Origin of the sequence: Serratia sp. T13T92, assembly GCF_047530105.1 — a bacterium.
GTDB lineage: Bacteria > Pseudomonadota > Gammaproteobacteria > Enterobacterales > Enterobacteriaceae > Chania > Chania fonticola.
The window spans coordinates 1-17,612 of sequence record NZ_JBLJAK010000017.1 but is presented as its reverse complement, the minus strand read 5'-3'; the positions used below and the strand labels follow the sequence as shown (position 1 = coordinate 17,612).

Below are 17,612 nucleotides of genomic sequence, written 5' to 3'. Positions count from 1 at the left end.
TCCCACAGGGAGAGGGGACCGATCGAGTTAGGCCGAAAGGATAGTTATTCTTCATCAGCACTGGCTGATTGACCCTGCTCATCCTGGTTAAAGTGACGATCGCGTTGCTTGATCAGCTCTTTACTTCCAAAAGTGCAGGGGCTATCAGCTCCCTCTCCCTGTGAGAGCGCCGCTGCTGCCAGCCGCGTACCAAAGTGGCTTGGCCTGGGCACAGCAAAAGCTGGGGTGATCTTGTGGGGTGATAGGCCTTTAATCTCGGTGTATACCCCTCACCCTAACCCTCTCCCACAGGGAGAGGGGACCGATCGAGTTAGGCCGAAAGGATAGTTATTCTTCATCAGCACTGGCTGATTGCCCCTGCTCATCCTGGTTAAAGTGACGATCGAGTTGCTTGATCAGCTCTTTACTTCCAAAAGTGCAGGGGCTATCAGCTCCCTCTCCCTGTGGGAGAGGGTTGGGGTGAGGGGTCAACCTTCGTAGCTGCGGAACAACGCCCGGCCGCGCAGCAGGCGTACACCAAGCCAGCCGCCACACAGTGAGAGCAGCAAGGCACTCAGCAGCGGTAACGCCCACCACAGCACTGGCGTAGGTGCCCATGGGAAGTCGAATACCTTGGTCTGCAACAGCCAAAGCGCCGCTTCTGCACCCACCGCCGCCGCGATCCCGGCCACCAGCCCAAGCAACGCAAACTCGCACCACAGCGTACCACGTAGCAGGCGTTTACCAGCACCTAGCGTGCGGTAAACCACCAGTTCCTGCCTACGCTGTCGCATCCCTACCTGTACCTGTGCCAGCAACAGCAGACCGCCGCAGATCACCACCAGCACCACCATCACCTCCAGCGCCCTGCTCACCTGCTGCAACACGCCGCCGACCTGCTTGAGGATCGAACCGATATCCAGCAGGCTCAGGGTTGGGAACTGGCGGTTGAGCTGCGTCAGTACCTTGCCGTCGCCGTCATAGCGGAAGCTGGTCAGCCAGGTTTGTGGCTGGCCGTCCAATGCTCCCGGCGGGAAGATAAAGTAGAAGTTCGGCTTCAGGCTCTCCCAATCCACCTGCCGCAGGCTGGTAACTTTGGCGCTAAACGATTGAGTATCGCCGCTGAACGTCAAGGTATCACCCAGTTGGATCTTGAGCCTGCCGGCGATCCCTTCATCCATCGAGACCTCACCGGTTTTCGGCGGCCAGGTGCCTGCCGTCAGTGGGTTATGATCCGGCAGATTGCTTTGCCAGGTCAGATTCAGTTCACGGTTCACCGCCTCGCCACCGGGATCGTCTTCATGCACCCGCTCCGTTGCCACCTGCTGGTTAATTTCAGACAGGCGCACACGTACGATGGGATAGAAGGTTTCCTCATGCAGCTGATGCTGTTGCAAGAAGGCTTTCACCAGGGGAACCTGTGCCGTGGTCATATTCAGCAGGAAATAGTTCGGGCTGTCCGGCGGTAACTGCTGTTGCCAACGATCGAGCAGATCGCCACGCAAGACCAGCAGCAGAGCCAGCAACATAAACGACAGTGAGAACGCGGCTAACTGGCTGATCGTCACCCAAGGCTGATGCAACAGGCGATTCACCGCCAACCGCAGCGCCAGATTTTTCAGCGTGATGCGCCGCAGCAGCAACAGGCTGCCCCAGCCTATTCCCCCCAGCAGCAAGGCCAGCACCACCATACCGGCCAGAATGGCCCACAGTAGCGTACTTGCCCCCATTAATACCGTCAGTAGCCCGACCACAATCACCGCAGTGGCTGGCAGGAAGTAACGCAGCGGCCAGACGTTGGCTACCACATCCCGGCGCAGTACGCGCAGCGGCTGAGTCGCCAGCAGTTGCCGGTACGGGCGCAACCCAACCAGCAGCGAAATCATGACCAGAGCCCCCATCGCCCAGAGCCACGGCCAGCCCCCAGCGGCGGGGAGTTCCCCCGGCAACACCGGTGCCAGCAAGCGGATCAACACCGCTTCAAACCCAAGACCAATCACGCTGCCGCAGGTTCCCGCCAGCAGTAACACCGCCAGCCACTGGCCAATAATCAGCTTGCTGAGGGCCTTTCTGCCAGCGCCCAGGGTTTTCAGCACCGCAATAAGGTCATAGCGGCTGCGGCAATAGTGGCTCATCGCCACCGCCACGGCGGCGATCGACAGCAGCAAGGTCAGCAGCGCCGAAAGCAGCAGGAACTGTTGGGAACGCTGTAGCGATTTGCCTAGCGCGCTGCCGGACTCCTCCAACCCATACCAGCGCTGATCGGGTTTGAGCTGCGGTTTGAGGCGTTCTTCATAGCGTTGAATATCGGTTGGCGCACCGGCAAACATATAACGGTAGGTCAGGCGGCTGCCCGGCTGTACCGCTCCGGTTTTATCCACATCCGCCAGATTGATGATAATGCCAGGCGCAGTCTGGAACGGATTGAAGCCGGAATCCGGCTCCTGCACGATTTCACCGGCGATGCGTAACGTGGTATCCCCCACCTCCAGATTGTCGCCGACCTTGATATCCAATAATGCCAACAGGCGCGGAGCCACCAACACGCTGCCCGGCACAGGTTTGAGATTGGCTGGCAGGGTTTCCAACTGCCCATACAGCGGATAGGCCGCATCGGTAGCCTTGACGTTGGCCAGTAGCGGACGATCCCCCGCGTAGGTCATGGTGGTAAAAGAGAGCTGGCGGCTGACTTTCAGCCCCTGTTGCTGGGCATCTAGCAGCCAGCCTTCCGGCACCGGACGCGCGGTACGCAATACCCGATCCCCGGCGATAAAGTCGCGGCTTTGCTGGCTCAAGCCTTTGTCCATACGATCGCTGATGCTGCCCAGTGCCAACACGCAGGCGACCGATAACGTCAGCGCCAGCCAGACGATCAGCAGCGAAGGCGATCGCCATTCACGCCAGAACCAACGCCAAATCATGCTTCCTCCCACAGCTTGCCTTCACGCAAGCGCAGCCGCCGCTGACAACGCGCCGCCAGCGTCTCGTCATGGGTGACCAGGATCAGTGTGGTGGCGAAATCACGGTTGAGGGAGAACAGCAGATCGGCTATGCGCTCACCGGTCTGGCGATCCAGGTTGCCGGTGGGTTCATCAGCGAACAGAACCCGTGGGCGGCCACTGAACGCCCGTGCCAGCGCCACACGCTGTTGTTCCCCACCGGAAAGTTGCGCTGGCAGGTGGCTAAGACGCTTGCCTAACCCCAGCTGTTCCAGCAGTTGCACCGCTTGGTCCCGGCTTTGACGATCGCTTTCGCCACGCAGCAGCGCGGGGAGTTGTACGTTTTCCAGCGCGTTCAAGGTGGGGACCAGCATGAAAGACTGGAATACAAAGCCGACGTTTTTAGCCCGCAGCGCAGCGCGCCCTTCTTCATCCAGCGCCGTCAGCGATTCCCCCAGCAGGCTAACTTCTCCTTCGCTACCGTCGTCCAGCCCGGCAAGAATGCCCAACAAGGTCGATTTGCCTGAACCGGACTCGCCGATCAGCGCAATTGTCTGTGCGGGTTTGACAACCAGCTCGACTCCGGTAAGGATGGTAAGCTGATGCTCACCCTGACCAACGTGTTTACTAAGATGATGAACTTCAAGAACGTTTTCCGCTGGCATCTTCCCTTCCTTTTGCTGTTGGGATTATTCAGTTTACGTGCTGTCGCGGCCGATACCTTATTGATTTTGGGCGACAGTTTAAGTGCTGGCTATCGGTTGCCGGTAGCGCAGGCCTGGGCCACTCGCCTGGCCGATGAGTGGCAGAAACAACCTGGCCACCCGACCGTGGTCAATGCCAGTATCAGCGGTGACACCGCCGCTCAGGGGCTGGCACGCTTGCCCGAGCTGTTGAAACAACATCAACCCCGCTGGGTGCTGATCGAGCTGGGTGCCAACGATGGTCTGCGCGGCTTCCCGGCTGCGGATATCGAGCGCGATCTCAACCAGATTATCACGCTGGTTTTGCAGGCGGGGGCTAAACCGCTGCTGATGCAAATTCATATTCCGCCAAACTATGGCCGCCGCTACACCGAGGCTTTCGGTGCGCTGTATCCTGCGTTGGCCAAGCAATTCAACATTCCGCTGCTGCCGTTTTATATGGAACAGGTGGTGATCAAACCGGAATGGATGCAGGATGACGGTTTGCACCCCAATCAGGATGCCCAGCCGTTTATCGCCACCTGGATGGCGCAACAGTTGGAACCACTAGTTAAACATGAGTCTAACTGAATAGGGTTAGCTACTAGGTAAAGTTATGCAAAAAGCGGTATTGATAACCGGCTGTTCCAGCGGGATAGGATTGATTGCAGCGCAAGATCTGCGTAACCGTGGCTATCGCGTGCTGGCCGCCTGCCGTAAGCCGGAAGACGTGGAAAATATGCGCCAGCTTGGGCTGGAAGGCATTGAGCTGGATCTGGACGATAGCGCCAGCGTAGAACGCGCCGCCGCACAGGTGATCGAGCTGACCAACGGGCGGCTGTACGGACTGTTCAACAATGCCGGCTTCGGCGTTTACGGCCCGCTCAGTTCGATTTCACGCCAACAGCTGGAACGGCAATTCTCCGCCAACCTGTTTGGCACCCACCAGCTCACCCAGTTGCTGCTGCCAGCCATGCTGCCGCACGGTGAAGGGCGCATTATTCAGACCAGTTCGGTGATGGGGTTAATCTCCAGCGCCGGGCGTGGGGCCTATGCCGCCAGCAAATTTGCGCTGGAAGCCTGGTCGGACGCGTTGCGCATGGAGTTGCACGGCAGCGGCATTCAGGTCAGCCTGATCGAGCCAGGCCCGCTGACGACCCATTTCACCCAGAACGTCAATCAGGCGCAGAGCGATAAACCGGTGCACAACCCGAGCATCGCCAAGCGGTTGACGCTGCCTGCCGAAGCGGTGTTACCGAAGCTGCGCCATGCGCTGGAAAGCCCCAAAGCCAAGCTGCGCTATCCGGTTACCCTGCTGGCGCATACCATGAGCATCCTGCGCCGCCTGTTGCCGGGCCGTACGCTGGATTGGCTATTGCGCAGTAATGGTTAAGCAAACGGGGGCTAAGGGTTGAAGCTCGCCGCTTTGCCCCCATTTAGAATAGATTGGCTCCGCAAGATCAGATTAGAGAGAAACCATGCTAGCTCAAGCCGTTGTTGATATTAACGAAACTAACCTGCACCAAACGCTGGAACAGTCCATGTCCCAGCCGGTGCTGTTCTACTTCTGGTCGGATCGCAGCCAGCACTGTCTGCAGCTCACCCCGATACTGGATAAACTGGCGGCGGAATACGCGGGTCAGTTCGTTCTGGCGAAGGTGGATTGCGATGCCGAGCAGGCGATCGCCGCCCAGTTTGGCCTGCGTTCCCTGCCAACCGTCTATCTGTTCAAGGATGGTCAACCGGTTGATGGTTTTCAAGGGCCGCAGCCGGAAGAGATGATCCGCGAATTCCTGCAGCGTTTCCTGCCAAAAGCCGAAGATCTCAAGCTGGCAGAAGCCACCGAACTGTTGCAGGAAGACCGTGCAGCAGAAGCTCTGCCTTTGTTGAAAGATGCCTGGAGTCTCAGCAATCAACGCAGCGATATCGGCCTGACGCTGGCGGAAACCCAGATCGCCCTGAACAAGACGGATGATGCCGAAGCGGTGCTGGCAACCATCCCATTGCAGGATCGCGATACCCGTTACCTCGGCCTGGTCGCGCAGATTGAGCTGATGAAGCAGGCCGCCGATACGCCGGAAATTCAGCAGTTGCAGCAGCAGGTTCAGCAACAGCCGGAAAACGTCGAACTTGCCGTGCAGTTAGCCTTGCAACTGCATCAGGTTGGCCGTAACGAAGAGGCTCTGGAATTGCTGATGGGTCATCTGAAAAAGGATTTGGCGGCGGCTAACGGTAGCGCCCGCAAGACCTTGATGGATATCCTGGCCGCACTGGGGACTGGCGATGCGCTGGCCGCCAAATATCGCCGCCAGCTGTATTCACTGCTGTATTAATCGAACGTGGGCGCAGCCGCACGGTTGCGCCCTGCATCCAACATCAAGCCTCCTGCGCCGGTTTCCCCTCTTTGACGAACAACATGGCGATAAAGCCCACCACCGTGATCATCGCGGCAAAATAGAACCCCGCATTCAGCGTCCCCGTGCTGTCGGCAATAAAGCCGGTCACGTAAGGCGCAAAGATCGACGCCGCCATACCAAAGAAGTTATACAGCCCGAAAGCGGTGCTGAGCGCGGCACGCGGTGCGTTGTCTGCCACCAGTGCGATCAGTACCGGGTTGAGGCTGATTTTGCCGATAAACCCATACAGCACCAATACGCCAATCAACGCCGCTTCACTGGTGGAATAGACGATGCCGAAGATCGCCAGCAGTGAGAAAGGCAGCATAAACAGCACCACCGGTTTTCTGCGGCCCAGCTTGTCGGAGATATAGCTGCAAATCAGCGTCCCGAGCACCGAGATCCACGGTACGATGGAGGCGATGCTGGCGGCGTGCACAATATCCATGCCGCGTTCTTTTTGCAGATAATACGGCAGCCAGGTAATGATCACGAAGAAGCCGTAGATCGAGCAAAAGATGGTGATATAGGCCATCAGCAGGTTACGGTTTTTAAACAGATCCAGGAAACTGAATTCGCTCTTTGCTGCCACCGCCGCTGGAGTTTCGCTGGCACTTTGCGGCGCTTTTTCCCGAATGAAAAACAGCATCAGCAACGCCACAATCAATACCGGAACCGCCATCGCCAGGAACGGCATCTTCCACGAAGTATGAAAATGCTCGATCATAAAGCTGGAAAGGTAATACCCCAGCGCGATACCGAACGACATCCCACTGCCGATCACCGCACTGCCCAAGGTGATCCATTTCTTGGGAATGGCCTCGGAAGAAAGCGCATACTGCGGGCCATAATAGACGCCTTGCGAAGCACCGGTCAGCATCCACAGCACGATGAAAATCAGAAAGTTGGATGAGATGCTGACGGCAGCGATAAACAGCGCAAACAGCATAAAGCCGCTAACCAGAATGCGTTTTCTGCCCAAGCGGTCGCCCAATAGTCCGGCAGGCACCTGTAAAATGGTGTAGGTCAGAAAGAACAGGCTGCTGATTAAGCCCAGATGGCTTTTTGACAACCCGAACTCGGTTTGGATCTGCGGCATGATGGGGCTAAGTACCGAACGCCCGGCATAGATAACAACCCAGCCGAGGAAGAAGATCACGACGGTTTTAATCCAATAGGGCATTCGCTCTGTTTTTATAGTTTGCATATTCATTTTCCCTTGGTTGATGGGCCGCTAGGCCCACCCAGTATTACGGCGTAATTAATGTCCCCGCAGTGCCTGCCAGTACCGACTCGATATCCTGCAAGGCACCGATATGTGCCACCTTGCCGCTACGCTGCACAAAGCGGCTGACCGCCATGATTTTTGGCCCCATCGATCCATCGGCTACCGCCATCGGGGCCAGCTCTTGGGTGGTGGCCGAACGAATGGCTTTTTGCTGCGGGGTGCCCCAGTGCTGATACACCGCATCCGCATCAGTGAGGATCACCAGGTGATCGGCATCCAGGGCTTCGGCCAGTAACGCAGAGGCCAGATCCTTGTCGATCACCGCTTCGCTGCCGACCATCCCCTGTGCGCTGGCCACCATCGGAACGCCGCCACCGCCGTTGCAAATCACGATGTGGTTTTTCGCCAGCAGCAGATTGATCGCTTCAATATCGATAATCTTTTTCGGTTCAGGGGAAGGCACCACCCGGCGCAGGTATTTCCCATCCAGCTTCATGCTCCAGCCATACTTTTTTTCCAGCTCGGCTTGCTGTTGCGGCTCATAAACCGGCCCGATAAATTTGCTGGGTTCCCGATACGCCGGATCTTCGCTGTCTACCAAGACGCGAGTCAGCAACGTGGACACCGGCTGAGCAGGATGGAATGCCCCTAGCTGCTGGGCCAGCATATAGCCGATCATGCCCTGGCTTTCCGCCACCAGAATGTCGAGCGGATAAGGGGGAACATCGCGATAGGACAGGTTTTGTAACGCCAACAGCCCCACCTGTGGGCCGTTACCGTGCACGATGGCGATGCGGTATTTCTTGGCCAGCTTGCCAATGGCATCGGCAATTAACGCAATGCTCTGGTACTGATTCTCTGCAGATAACACCGCGCCACGCTTTAACAGGGCGTTGCCCCCCAAGGCAATTACTAAAGTTTCCATTCAGATACCTGTATTTAATACCCGTCGTCTTTCGAGCTGCAGCGTTGTTACCTGCACTATCTCACCCCAGTCACTTACTAAACGTAAGCTCCTGGGGATGAGATAGCTTGGCGCCTAGCTGCAACTCGAAATCCATAGGGTATGTATTGGATAAATTCAGTGCTTTTTCAGTTTCAGATTAAAAAAACTAATAAAGACGATTGATTGCCATCGCGCCCAACCAGACGCCCAATAGCGTGTCCGCACCGGAAAAATGGCCGGTTGCCAACATGTCGTTGATGGCCGCGGGTAATTCTTGAGGCCTGAGTAAGGCACGTGCCAAGAGTTGTACCGGGGTGGAGAAGATCCCCTGCTCGGCAAACTGCAAATAGTGGACGCTGACCAAGGTGGTCAACTGGTTTAAAGGTTGGCTGGCGGCAAAAAAGGACGGCAACCTTACGACATCCACGCGGCTATCAAGATGAGCCGCCAACAACATGCCCAGCACCGTGTCATCATTGCTTGGCGTCAAGCCAGGGCCTTTGCCAAGCACGGCGCTCCAGTCTACTTTCTGCCCCAACAACCAGGCGGTAAAGTGCTGCTGTAGCTCGCGAATTTCCAGGCAATGCGGTTGATCAACGAGGCTATCCAGGCGGCCAAACAGGCCGGTCTGGGCGTCAACATCGGCCAGCGCGGCAGCCAATGGCGGCAACGCAATTTCTCCACTCACCTTCAGGCAGAGATCCAAACACCTCCCCTGGCGGTAGATGGCAATGTCCTCAAGCTCAATCCCCGCCGGTGAAAGCTGGCAATGCTGGGCTGCAGGCAGGCTGTCAAAGATTTCGTCGAAGTCGTCGTCGCCAATTTCCCAGCCCATCGGGCTAAGCCCACGCCCTTCACGGTGCAACGTCAGTAGCCGATCGTTAGGCGAGAGAAAGTTGATGGCATTGTTGAAACGCCCCACGCAACGTAGCGGACCGTAATCTTGCGTGGCATAGCGGCTAATGGCTAATGCGGTAATGTCCATAACTTGCTCCCTAGCCCGGAGTCTCCTCCGGGCGAACCGGTTGTTACGCGCTGATGCCCAGTTTTTCTGCCAGCGCTTCGATGGCTTTTTCAAAGCAGCCCAATGGAGCACGCACGGTACCGGCACCAATCTGTCCAACCCCGGCTTCACGGTGGGCAATCCCGGTGTTGATCAACGGCGTGATACCGGTTTCCACCACCCGACGGGCATCCAGCCCCAGGCAAGCGCCCTGGAAGTCCCAGGTTGGGATTTGCAGCATCATGTTGCGTTCCAGGTAAATCTCGGCCATCTCTTCGGAGATATCGGTCGCGGCGCTCATGCCACCGGCGGCTCCGACAAAGCGGGTCACGCCAGGCGCGGCGACCATGGCCGCACCGCCAATGCCGAAGGTCTCGGTAATGGCGCTGTCGCCAATATCCGGGTTGGCGTCGGCCTGGCTATAGCCGGAGAAGAACAGGCCTTCCGGCGTATTGACCGGCGCGGTAAACCATTGGTCGCCCATGCCGCTGATCTTGACGCCAAAGTTTTTGCCGTTACGGGTCATCACCGTCACGATGGTGCCTTGCTTAATCTCGGCCCCGGCATCCATGGCCGCCTTGCAATAGGCCATCGCCAGGTTGAGGAAGAACTGGTCGGTAATGCTGAGGAATTGCATGACCTTGGCCAGCTCAACGTTGTCCCGCTCAAGCAGGCTGATTTTAGGAGCTAACAGACGCATCAGCAGCGCCGACGCCGCGATATTACGCTGGTGGAACTCGTCCCCCATGGTGATGGCCTGAGCCATGACGGCGGTAAGATCGATCCCTTCATCAAAGGTGGCCAGTACCTCTTTCAGTACCGGTGCCAATGAGTCACGCATCCAGCACAGGCGAGCCTGCACGTCTGGCCCATAGGCACCAAAACGCATCACCTTACCGATCCCTTCGTTCAGGTTGCAGTAGGCATGGTTGCCATGAACGGTGTTTTTCACCACCACCAGCGGCATATGCGCCGAGGTGATGCCCCCCATCGGGCCAACGGCACTGACGTTATGGCAAGGGATGAATTCAATCTCACCCTTTTCCAGCAACGCCAACGCCTGCTGCTCGCTTTCGGCCCACTGCTCAAACAGGCAGGCCCCAATGCAGGCACCGCGTACCGGGCCACTCATTTCCGCCCAGGTGACCGGCGGGCCGGCATGCAGCAATTTTCTCCCCTGTGCCAACTGCGGGATCAGGTTTTTAGCTAAATCAACATCCTGCCAATGTGGGCGGGCTTCACGGATCCTGGCGATAACGGCAGCGTTTGCTTGTTCAATAGTTGCGTACATATCAATCCCTTACTTTAAATTTTTCAGTATGTTAGCCAATCGTTGATTACCACCGGCCACCGGGGCCCATTGGTAATGCACCACTGAAATTTCGTTGGTTTGCAGATCGTCGGCAAAGCTACGCAGGCCTGCATTGATCACGGAAACACCGGCCAGCATGGCGGGTGCGGGTTCGTTAGTACCCAGCGCAGGAGGGGCGATTAACTGGCAGGCCAGCGCTACCGCTTCAGGCAGCGAATTCATCACGGCAATGCCCGCCTCGTTGAGCGTGGCAATCTGTTTGGAACGCTGCTGGGGATCTTGTTCGGTGCCTGTCACCGTGGCGATAACTGCCAGCGGATGTGCCGCACCACGCTTTTCGCGTACGCGTTTGACTTCGGTAGCCAAGGAATCTGCGGGATCTTCCTGGGCGCCATAGCCAATCACCACATCCAGCAGCAACACGCCAATCTGCGGCTGCTGAGCAAGGCGAGCGATTTCCTGATTACGGGTAGACGGGTCGATCATTGGGTGCGGTTTACCCTGGGTGTAGAAATCGTCCCCCATATCAATAATGCGGTGCCCGTCGGCATTGAGCATTGAGCCATGCTGATGCTTGCTGTCGGCCTCCACGCCCAGCCGATCGGCCAGCAACATGGCGCATTCCGCTGCCAGCGTGCCACCGGCGTACAGACCGGAGATTTTGCCACCGCATACCGCAGGTTGCTGTGCGGCCATTTGCTGCACGTTTGCCAACATCGCTGCCAGGCGTGCAGCCTCATCCAATGTAGTGGCGAAGGTGATGTTATCTTCCTGCTTCAGTGCGTTCCTGGCGCCAAGGAACAACGCGACAACCGGTTTGCCAAGGGTCTTCATCTCATCGATAACCCGTTGACGTACCGCTTCGGCCGGAGGCTTGGAGACAAACGCCAACACCTGGCTTTGCGGATCGGCCGCCAACATACGCAGTGCGGTGATAGCGCTGATACCACCGATTTCGGCGGTTAAATCACGCCCGCCCAAGCCAATGGCGTGAGAGACGCCCTGCCCGGCCAGGGTAATTTGTGAGGTCAGCTCCTGGATACCCGTTCCCGAGGCGCCAATGATGCCGATCATGCCTTTGGGGGCAACGTTGGCAAAGGCCAGCGGAGCCCCGGCAATATTGGCCGTGCCGCAGTCTGGCCCCATAACAATCAGGCCCTTGTCGCGCGCCTTGGTTTTTAGCGCCACTTCCTGCTCAACGCTGACGTTGTCGGAAAACATCATCACGTTACAGCCATCGTCCAGCGCCTGATCGGCCAACTGCGCGGCATATTCCCCTGCAATGGAAATCAGCACCATATTGGCATCCGGCAGCTTCTGCCGCGCCATGCGCCAGCTGCGTGCCTTGAGCAAGCGTTTTCCGCCCTGCTGCCCCTGGGCAATGGCTTTCAACGCCAGGTCTAACGCTTCACCGATCTGTACAGTGATGCTGTCATCGGCAGATTCCGCCTTGATGGCCACGCAAATATCATTGGGGGTCGCTTCACTGAATTGCGGATGCCAGAAACCGGTCGCTTCAAGTAAGGATTTATTGGCCGGTGTCCCCATCATGACCGATATTTCTTCGACGTTGGGTGATTCGCTAAGCTTGCGGGAAATTAGCATCAGGCTGACGGAATCCTGAAAGCTCCCTTTTTTTATAAAAGCATGGATCATATTGATATCCTTAAAACAGCATGTGAACTTCGCAATGGGCGTTCTCAGATATTTTTAGCAACCTATTTATTTCAGACCCCATATTCTTATTGGCCAAGCTACAAATAAAACCCGTTGACGAAGGTGAGTCTCATCACACTTTGCCCATTGTTAGAAAAAATCATCAAGTCCGGCGGTAATTAATTAAATTCAATCATCAGAAACACGGCGCTTTGTTAAAAATAATCTAACAATGGTAATGCCATTCAATGAAAATTTAAGCCAATAAAACAATAGCCGTCTGGATCACATTATTCCCTTGCTATGTTTATACAGTAGGAGACAGAGATAGTTTAAATAAACCGTAGTAACGAAAGGACTGTCTATGAAAGTCTCTAAGCAGCAACTGCACCAACTGATTCAAAATAAAATTCATTCTGCAGGCCTAAGCCAGGAACACGCCGGGATTGTCGCGGACGTTTTGGTCCATGCGGATGCGCGCGGGATCCATTCCCACGGCGCGGTGAGAGTGGAATATTATTCTGAACGCATCAGCAAAGGCGGCACCAATAACGACCCGCATTTCACCTTTGAAAAAACCGGCCCTTGCAGCGCAGTTTTTGATGGCGACAACGGTGCCGGGCACGTCGCAGCCAAGTTGGGTATGGACCACGCCATCGAAATGGCGAAAGAGAACGGCGTAGCGGTGGTAGGCGTTCGCCGCATCGGCCACAGTGGCGCGCTGTCTTACTTTGTGCAACAGGCCGCCCATGCGGGCATGATTGGCATATCAGTGTGTCAGTCGGATCCGATGGTCGTCCCATATGGCGGCGCAGAGGTCTATTACGGCACCAACCCTATCGCTTTCTCGGCACCGGCCGAAGGCGACGACATCATGACCTTCGATATGGCCACTACGGTTCAAGCCTGGGGCAAGGTGCTGGATGCTCGCTCACGCAACGTGCCAATCCCGGATACCTGGGCGGTAGACAGCGAAGGCAATAACACCACCGATCCTTTCGCCGTCAGCGGGCTGTTGCCTATCGCCGGGCCAAAAGGTTACGGCCTGATGATGATGGTCGATATTCTATCCGGCGTGTTGCTTGGCCTGCCGTTCGGCAAACACGTCAGCTCGATGTATCACGATTTAAGCGCAGGCCGGGAATTGGGCCAGCTGCATATCGTGCTCAACCCAAGCTATTTCACCAACGAAGTGACCTTCCGCAAACATATCAGCCAGGTCATGAGAGAACTGAACGAAATCAAACCGGCGCCTGGCGTGAAACAAGTGCTCTACCCTGGCCAGGGTAGCCATATGCGTGAAATAGAAAATGAAAAGAATGGCATCGATATTGTTGACGACATTTATCAATACCTGATTTCTGATGATATTTACCAACGTTCCTACGACCATAAAGATCCGTTTGCCAGTTAATCGTCAGATCAATTAAATCAGGCGGAGAAAAGCTATTTTCACCGCCATTTCCCTTATCAACCCTCCCGACAAAGCTGAGTTGGCGCATGTCTCAGGGACGTTACAAGCAGGCAGATAAATATGAAGAATTTCCAACAAGAAATTAGTGAAACTTCTGGCTGGTTATCCAAGATCGGGGCAGATCCCAGCGGCGGCATGACGCGTTTGCTGTATACCCCTGAGTGGGTGGAAGCCCAACAGGCGCTGAAGCAGGCTTTTGAAACCGCCGGTCTGGCGACCTCTTTTGATGCCGTCGGCAATTTATCCGGCCGCCTGCAGGGCAGCAAATATCCCGATCAGGTGATACTTTCTGGCTCGCATATCGATACGGTCGTCAACGGCGGCAACCTTGATGGTCAATTTGGCATCGAAGCCGCCTATCTGGCGATCAAACATCTGAAAGAGACCTACGGCGCGCCATTGCGCACGCTGGAAGTCATCTCGCTGGCCGAGGAGGAAGGCAGCCGTTTCCCTTACGTTTTCTGGGGCAGTAAAAACATTATCGGCTCCGCTCGCCCGGAAGAAGTCAAAAGCATCTGTGATGCCAAAGGCGTGAATTTCGTTGACGCCATGCATAGCGCAGGCTTTGACTTCCGCCCGCAAGACCAGCCGCTGCGCAAAGATATCGCCGCCTTCGTTGAACTGCATATCGAGCAGGGCAAAGTGTTGGAGACCGAAGGAAAAACCATTGGCGTGGTCACCAGCATCGTCGGCCAGCGCCGCTACGATATCAAACTCAAGGGCGAGGCCAACCACGCGGGCACCACGCCGATGGGTTACCGCAAAGATACCGTTTATGCCTTCAGCCGGATCTGCTGCGAATCCATCGCCAAGGCCAAAGCGGAAGGCGACCCGCTGGTGCTGACCTTTGGCAAGGTCGAGCCCAAACCTAACACCGTCAACGTCGTGCCTGGCTTCACTCATTTCACCCTGGATTGCCGCCACACCGACAAAGCAACGCTGCTGCGTTTCACCCAGGAGATCGAAGCCGATATTCAACGCATCTGTGCCGAAATGGGCATTGAGGTCGAGATCGACCTGTGGATGGATGAAACGCCGATCCCAATGGACAAACAGCTGCTGGCCTGCGTCAGCCACCTGTGTGAAAGCCATAAGATGAACTACCGCATGATCCACAGCGGTGCTGGCCATGACTCACAGATTTTTGCCCCGCACGTGCCGACGGTGATGATGTTTGTGCCAAGCATTGCCGGTATCAGCCATAACCCGGCGGAGAAAACCGAACTGTCCGACCTGGCCGAAGGGGTGAAAATTCTGGCGCATACCTTATACCAACTGGCCTATACCGAGCAGGGAGCCCGCCTATGAGCAACAGCAAAACCTCCTCCAACACCGGGTTTGACCCGCTGTATTGGAAAAAAATCGTGGTGGTCCTGTGTCTGGGCTGGGCGGTGATCTGGATTTACCGCACGGTGTTGACACCGATCTTCCCTGAGATCCAGGCAACCATCGGCTCGCATTCCAACGCCGAGATGGGCCTGATCGCCAGCTTCTACTTCTTTGCCTATACCGGGATGCAAATCCCCGCCGGGATCTTGGTGGATAAGTTCGGCAAGAAGGTGGTGCTGATCCCAGGCTTTTGCCTGTTTATCATCGCCACCTTGCTGATCGGTAACGCCACCAGCCTGACCATGATCTACGCCGGTAGCCTGCTGGCCGGGATGGGCTGTGGATCTTACTACGGTTCGGCATACTCGCTGTCATCAGAAAACATTCCGCTGGAACGCCGTGGTTTGGCCACCGCCATTATCAACAGCGGCTCCGCACTGGGGATGGCCATTGGCCTGATCGCTTCCAGCCTGCTGGTGAAAAGCATGGGGATGGACTGGCAAATCATGCTGTTTATCATCACCGGCCTGCTGGTGGTAATGACGGTGGTGTTCTTCCTGGTGATCAAGGGGGGCTCCTACACCGCCTCTCTGGCCGCCAGCCCGGCAGCCGCTGCGGCCACGCCAGTGGAAGAGACCGAGGAAGTCAGTGGGTTGTTCAGCCTGCGGATGATTTCCGCCTACGTGATGTATTTCGCCACCTGCTATGGCTACTACATGATCGTGACCTGGCTGCCTTCCTTCCTGCAACAGGAACGAGGGTTCGAAGGCGTGGCCATCGGCTTCTCTGCCGCGCTGGTGGCCTTCGCCTCTGTGCCAGGGGCGCTGTTCTTCAGCCGCATGTCTGACCGTTTCCGTGCCAAGAAAGTGCAGTTGATCATCTTCTTGCAAATCTGTGCTGCCGTGACGCTAGTCTGCACCGTGATCTCACCGGACTCCACCACCCTGCTGGTCAGCCTGATCCTTTACGGCCTGCTCGGTAAGCTGGCGGTGGATCCGATCATGATCTCCTTCGTGGCAGATAACGCTCCGAAGAAAGGCTACGGCACCAGCTTTGGCGTGTTTAACTTTTTCGGCATGTCCTCTTCGGTGATTGCTCCCTTCCTCACCGGGGTGATCTCCGACAGCACCGGCTCCAAGGTGATGGGGTTCTATATCTCCGCCGCCATCCTGCTGATCGGCACCGTGATCTTCTTTACCGTCAACGTATTGATGAAGCAGAAAAACAATCGCCAAACGGCGGCACAGGCATAATTTTTGTTGTAGGGCTACGGCCCTGACTAATCAGGAGAATTACCGTGGGTTATATCAATAATCAGATTGGCTATCCAAAAGATATCTTGGCTTCGCGCTCGATTATCAAACGCGACAACTATGCCGTGATCCCACCAGATGGCCTGGTGCGTAACATCATTCCTGGCTTTGAGAATTGCGACGTCACCATTCTTGCCACCCCAAAACTGGGCGCCACTTTTGTCGATTATCTGGTGACGCTGCATGATGGCGGCCGTAACCAGCAAGGCTTTGGCGGTGAAAATATTGAAACCTTGGTCTACGTTATCGAAGGTAACATCACCGCGTCAGCCGACAGTACCGATTATCCACTCACCACTGGTGGCTATCTGTATTGCCCTGCCGGCGTGATGCTGCGCCTGGAGAACACCAACGGCGGCAAGCCAAGCCAGTTGTTCCTCTACAAGCGAGTCTACAACCGCATCAAGGGCTATGAAGCCCACGTGGTGAGCAACAACGTCAACAAGCTGGAAAGAATTCACTATGAAGGCATGAGCGATGTGATCCTGCAAGATCTGCTGCCGAAAGATCTGGGGTTCGATATGAATATTCATATCCTCTCCTTCAAGCCAGGTGCCAGCCATGGCTATATCGAAACCCACGTGCAGGAACATGGCGCATATATTCTCAGCGGTGCTGGGGTGTATAACCTGGATAACGAGTGGATCCCGGTCAAGAAAGGGGATTACATCTTTATGGCCGCCTACGTTCCGCAAGCCGGTTATGCGGTGGGCCAGGAAGAGTTCAGCTATATCTACTCGAAAGACTGCAACCGCGACGTCGACTTCTAAACCCGCTTCAAGGCCACGCTCCATGTAGTGTGGCCTATTTGATTGAAGCAGAGTCTTATTGTTCATTCAGTAATCAATCTTCCCCTCACCCCAACCCTCTCCCACAGGGAGAGGGAGCTATTAGCCCTCATTCTTTTGTGGGTAAATAATTCATCTTAGCAAACTCGATCGCCCCTTCAATCAAGCTGAATCTGCCGGTGCTCATGAAGAATCACGATACTTTCAGCCCAACTCGATCGGTCCCCTCTTCCAGTGGGAGAGGGAGCTATTAGCCCTCGCTCTTTTGTGGGTAAATAATTCATCTTAGCAAATTCGACCGCCTCCTCATTCGAAGTGAATTACTACAACTTCATACATACTCGATCGGTCCCCTCTCCCTGTGGGTAGATAATTCATCTCAGCAAATTCGACCGTCTCCTCATTCGAAGTGAATTACTACAACTTCATACATACTCGATCGGTCCCCTCTCCCTGTGGGCTGAGTGATCCCCAGTAATATGGTCAGCATCCCATGACCATATTACTGTACTCATTCCCTAACTTTTTCAGCATGTTAACTATATTCATCCGTCTCACTATTCCCG

At 55.8% G+C, this 17,612-nt stretch carries 14 protein-coding genes; 7 read left to right on the top strand and 7 right to left on the bottom strand.

What is annotated here, in order from left to right:
- Window positions 1–467: 467 nt before the first annotated feature.
- On the bottom strand, window positions 468–2,900 hold the full coding sequence (gene ybbP, locus ACMV5I_RS16395) for a putative ABC transporter permease subunit YbbP (RefSeq protein ID WP_414824834.1): 2,433 nt from the start codon (window positions 2,898–2,900) through the stop codon (window positions 468–470).
- Window positions 2,897–3,583 (bottom strand): putative ABC transporter ATP-binding protein YbbA, encoded by a 687-nt coding sequence (gene ybbA, locus ACMV5I_RS16390; protein WP_024486093.1) that lies wholly within the window; start codon window positions 3,581–3,583, stop codon window positions 2,897–2,899. Before ybbA ends, ybbP begins: the two co-directional genes overlap by 4 nt.
- Between ybbA and tesA the strand changes: the two genes are divergently transcribed.
- The 3 genes from tesA to ACMV5I_RS16375 all read left to right on the top strand — a co-directional run bounded on the left by tesA (window position 3,554) and on the right by ACMV5I_RS16375 (window position 5,934).
- Window positions 3,554–4,192, top strand: a complete 639-nt coding sequence (tesA, locus tag ACMV5I_RS16385) for a multifunctional acyl-CoA thioesterase I/protease I/lysophospholipase L1 (protein ID WP_051363221.1) — start codon at window positions 3,554–3,556, stop codon at window positions 4,190–4,192. The two genes, ybbA and tesA, sit on opposite strands and share 30 nt — an antisense overlap.
- Before the next feature lie 25 nt (window positions 4,193–4,217).
- A complete protein-coding gene (locus ACMV5I_RS16380; protein WP_414824833.1) occupies window positions 4,218–4,994 on the top strand; it encodes an SDR family oxidoreductase in 777 nt (258 codons plus the stop codon).
- Window positions 4,995–5,079: 85 nt separating this feature from the next.
- The gene (locus tag ACMV5I_RS16375; protein ID WP_021805422.1) at window positions 5,080–5,934 is read left to right on the top strand and encodes a co-chaperone YbbN; all 855 of its coding nucleotides are present in this window, start codon (window positions 5,080–5,082) and stop codon (window positions 5,932–5,934) included.
- Window positions 5,935–5,977: 43 nt separating this feature from the next.
- On the opposite strand, the gene ACMV5I_RS16370 is transcribed toward ACMV5I_RS16375, so the two are convergent.
- The 5 genes from ACMV5I_RS16370 to ACMV5I_RS16350 form a co-directional block, all read right to left on the bottom strand.
- A complete protein-coding gene (locus ACMV5I_RS16370) occupies window positions 5,978–7,204 on the bottom strand; it encodes an MFS transporter (protein WP_414824832.1) in 1,227 nt (408 codons plus the stop codon).
- 43 nt (window positions 7,205–7,247) lie between these two features.
- Window positions 7,248–8,150, bottom strand: coding sequence for a carbamate kinase (locus tag ACMV5I_RS16365; protein ID WP_414824831.1), 903 nt, complete (start codon window positions 8,148–8,150; stop codon window positions 7,248–7,250).
- A 187-nt stretch (window positions 8,151–8,337) separates the two neighbouring features.
- Window positions 8,338–9,156 (bottom strand): DUF2877 domain-containing protein, encoded by an 819-nt coding sequence (locus ACMV5I_RS16360; RefSeq protein WP_024486469.1) that lies wholly within the window; start codon window positions 9,154–9,156, stop codon window positions 8,338–8,340.
- Window positions 9,157–9,199: 43 nt separating this feature from the next.
- Complete coding sequence (locus ACMV5I_RS16355) at window positions 9,200–10,465, bottom strand: DUF1116 domain-containing protein (RefSeq protein WP_121606089.1); 1,266 nt, start codon at window positions 10,463–10,465, stop codon at window positions 9,200–9,202.
- Window positions 10,466–10,474: 9 nt separating this feature from the next.
- Window positions 10,475–12,142 carry an acyl-CoA synthetase FdrA gene (locus ACMV5I_RS16350; protein WP_141131471.1) on the bottom strand — a complete coding sequence of 556 codons (1,668 nt, stop codon included), beginning with the start codon at window positions 12,140–12,142 and terminating at the stop codon, window positions 10,475–10,477.
- 364 nt (window positions 12,143–12,506) lie between these two features.
- On the opposite strand from ACMV5I_RS16350, the gene allD reads away from it, so the two are divergent.
- The 4 genes from allD to allE all read left to right on the top strand — a co-directional run bounded on the left by allD (window position 12,507) and on the right by allE (window position 17,028).
- Complete coding sequence (allD, locus tag ACMV5I_RS16345) at window positions 12,507–13,556, top strand: ureidoglycolate dehydrogenase (RefSeq protein ID WP_024486472.1); 1,050 nt, start codon at window positions 12,507–12,509, stop codon at window positions 13,554–13,556.
- 120 nt (window positions 13,557–13,676) lie between these two features.
- On the top strand, window positions 13,677–14,924 hold the full coding sequence (gene allC, locus ACMV5I_RS16340) for an allantoate deiminase (protein WP_202670989.1): 1,248 nt from the start codon (window positions 13,677–13,679) through the stop codon (window positions 14,922–14,924).
- The gene (locus ACMV5I_RS16335; protein ID WP_414824830.1) at window positions 14,921–16,198 is read left to right on the top strand and encodes an MFS transporter; all 1,278 of its coding nucleotides are present in this window, start codon (window positions 14,921–14,923) and stop codon (window positions 16,196–16,198) included. The genes allC and ACMV5I_RS16335 overlap by 4 nt, the downstream gene beginning before the upstream one ends.
- 44 nt (window positions 16,199–16,242) lie before the next feature.
- Window positions 16,243–17,028: a (S)-ureidoglycine aminohydrolase gene (gene allE / locus ACMV5I_RS16330; protein WP_024486475.1), complete on the top strand. Its 786-nt coding sequence runs from the start codon at window positions 16,243–16,245 to the stop codon at window positions 17,026–17,028.
- The last annotated feature ends 584 nt before the right edge of the window (window positions 17,029–17,612 follow it).

Excerpts from the sequence above, each read along its gene's own strand:
- allC (WP_202670989.1), top strand. The coding sequence starts at position 13,677 with ATGAAGAATTTCCAACAAGAAATTAGTGAAACTTCTGGCTGGTTATCC.
- ACMV5I_RS16380 (WP_414824833.1), top strand. The coding sequence starts at position 4,218 with ATGCAAAAAGCGGTATTGATAACCGGCTGTTCCAGCGGGATAGGATTG.
- ACMV5I_RS16375 (WP_021805422.1), top strand. The coding sequence starts at position 5,080 with ATGCTAGCTCAAGCCGTTGTTGATATTAACGAAACTAACCTGCACCAA.
- ACMV5I_RS16370 (WP_414824832.1), bottom strand. The coding sequence starts at position 7,204 with ATGCAAACTATAAAAACAGAGCGAATGCCCTATTGGATTAAAACCGTC.
- tesA (WP_051363221.1), top strand. The coding sequence starts at position 3,554 with ATGAACTTCAAGAACGTTTTCCGCTGGCATCTTCCCTTCCTTTTGCTG.
- ACMV5I_RS16365 (WP_414824831.1), bottom strand. The coding sequence starts at position 8,150 with ATGGAAACTTTAGTAATTGCCTTGGGGGGCAACGCCCTGTTAAAGCGT.
- ACMV5I_RS16350 (WP_141131471.1), bottom strand. The coding sequence starts at position 12,142 with ATGATCCATGCTTTTATAAAAAAAGGGAGCTTTCAGGATTCCGTCAGC.
- ybbP (WP_414824834.1), bottom strand. The coding sequence starts at position 2,900 with ATGATTTGGCGTTGGTTCTGGCGTGAATGGCGATCGCCTTCGCTGCTG.
- ACMV5I_RS16360 (WP_024486469.1), bottom strand. The coding sequence starts at position 9,156 with ATGGACATTACCGCATTAGCCATTAGCCGCTATGCCACGCAAGATTAC.
- allD (WP_024486472.1), top strand. The coding sequence starts at position 12,507 with ATGAAAGTCTCTAAGCAGCAACTGCACCAACTGATTCAAAATAAAATT.
- ybbA (WP_024486093.1), bottom strand. The coding sequence starts at position 3,583 with ATGCCAGCGGAAAACGTTCTTGAAGTTCATCATCTTAGTAAACACGTT.
- ACMV5I_RS16335 (WP_414824830.1), top strand. The coding sequence starts at position 14,921 with ATGAGCAACAGCAAAACCTCCTCCAACACCGGGTTTGACCCGCTGTAT.
- ACMV5I_RS16355 (WP_121606089.1), bottom strand. The coding sequence starts at position 10,465 with ATGTACGCAACTATTGAACAAGCAAACGCTGCCGTTATCGCCAGGATC.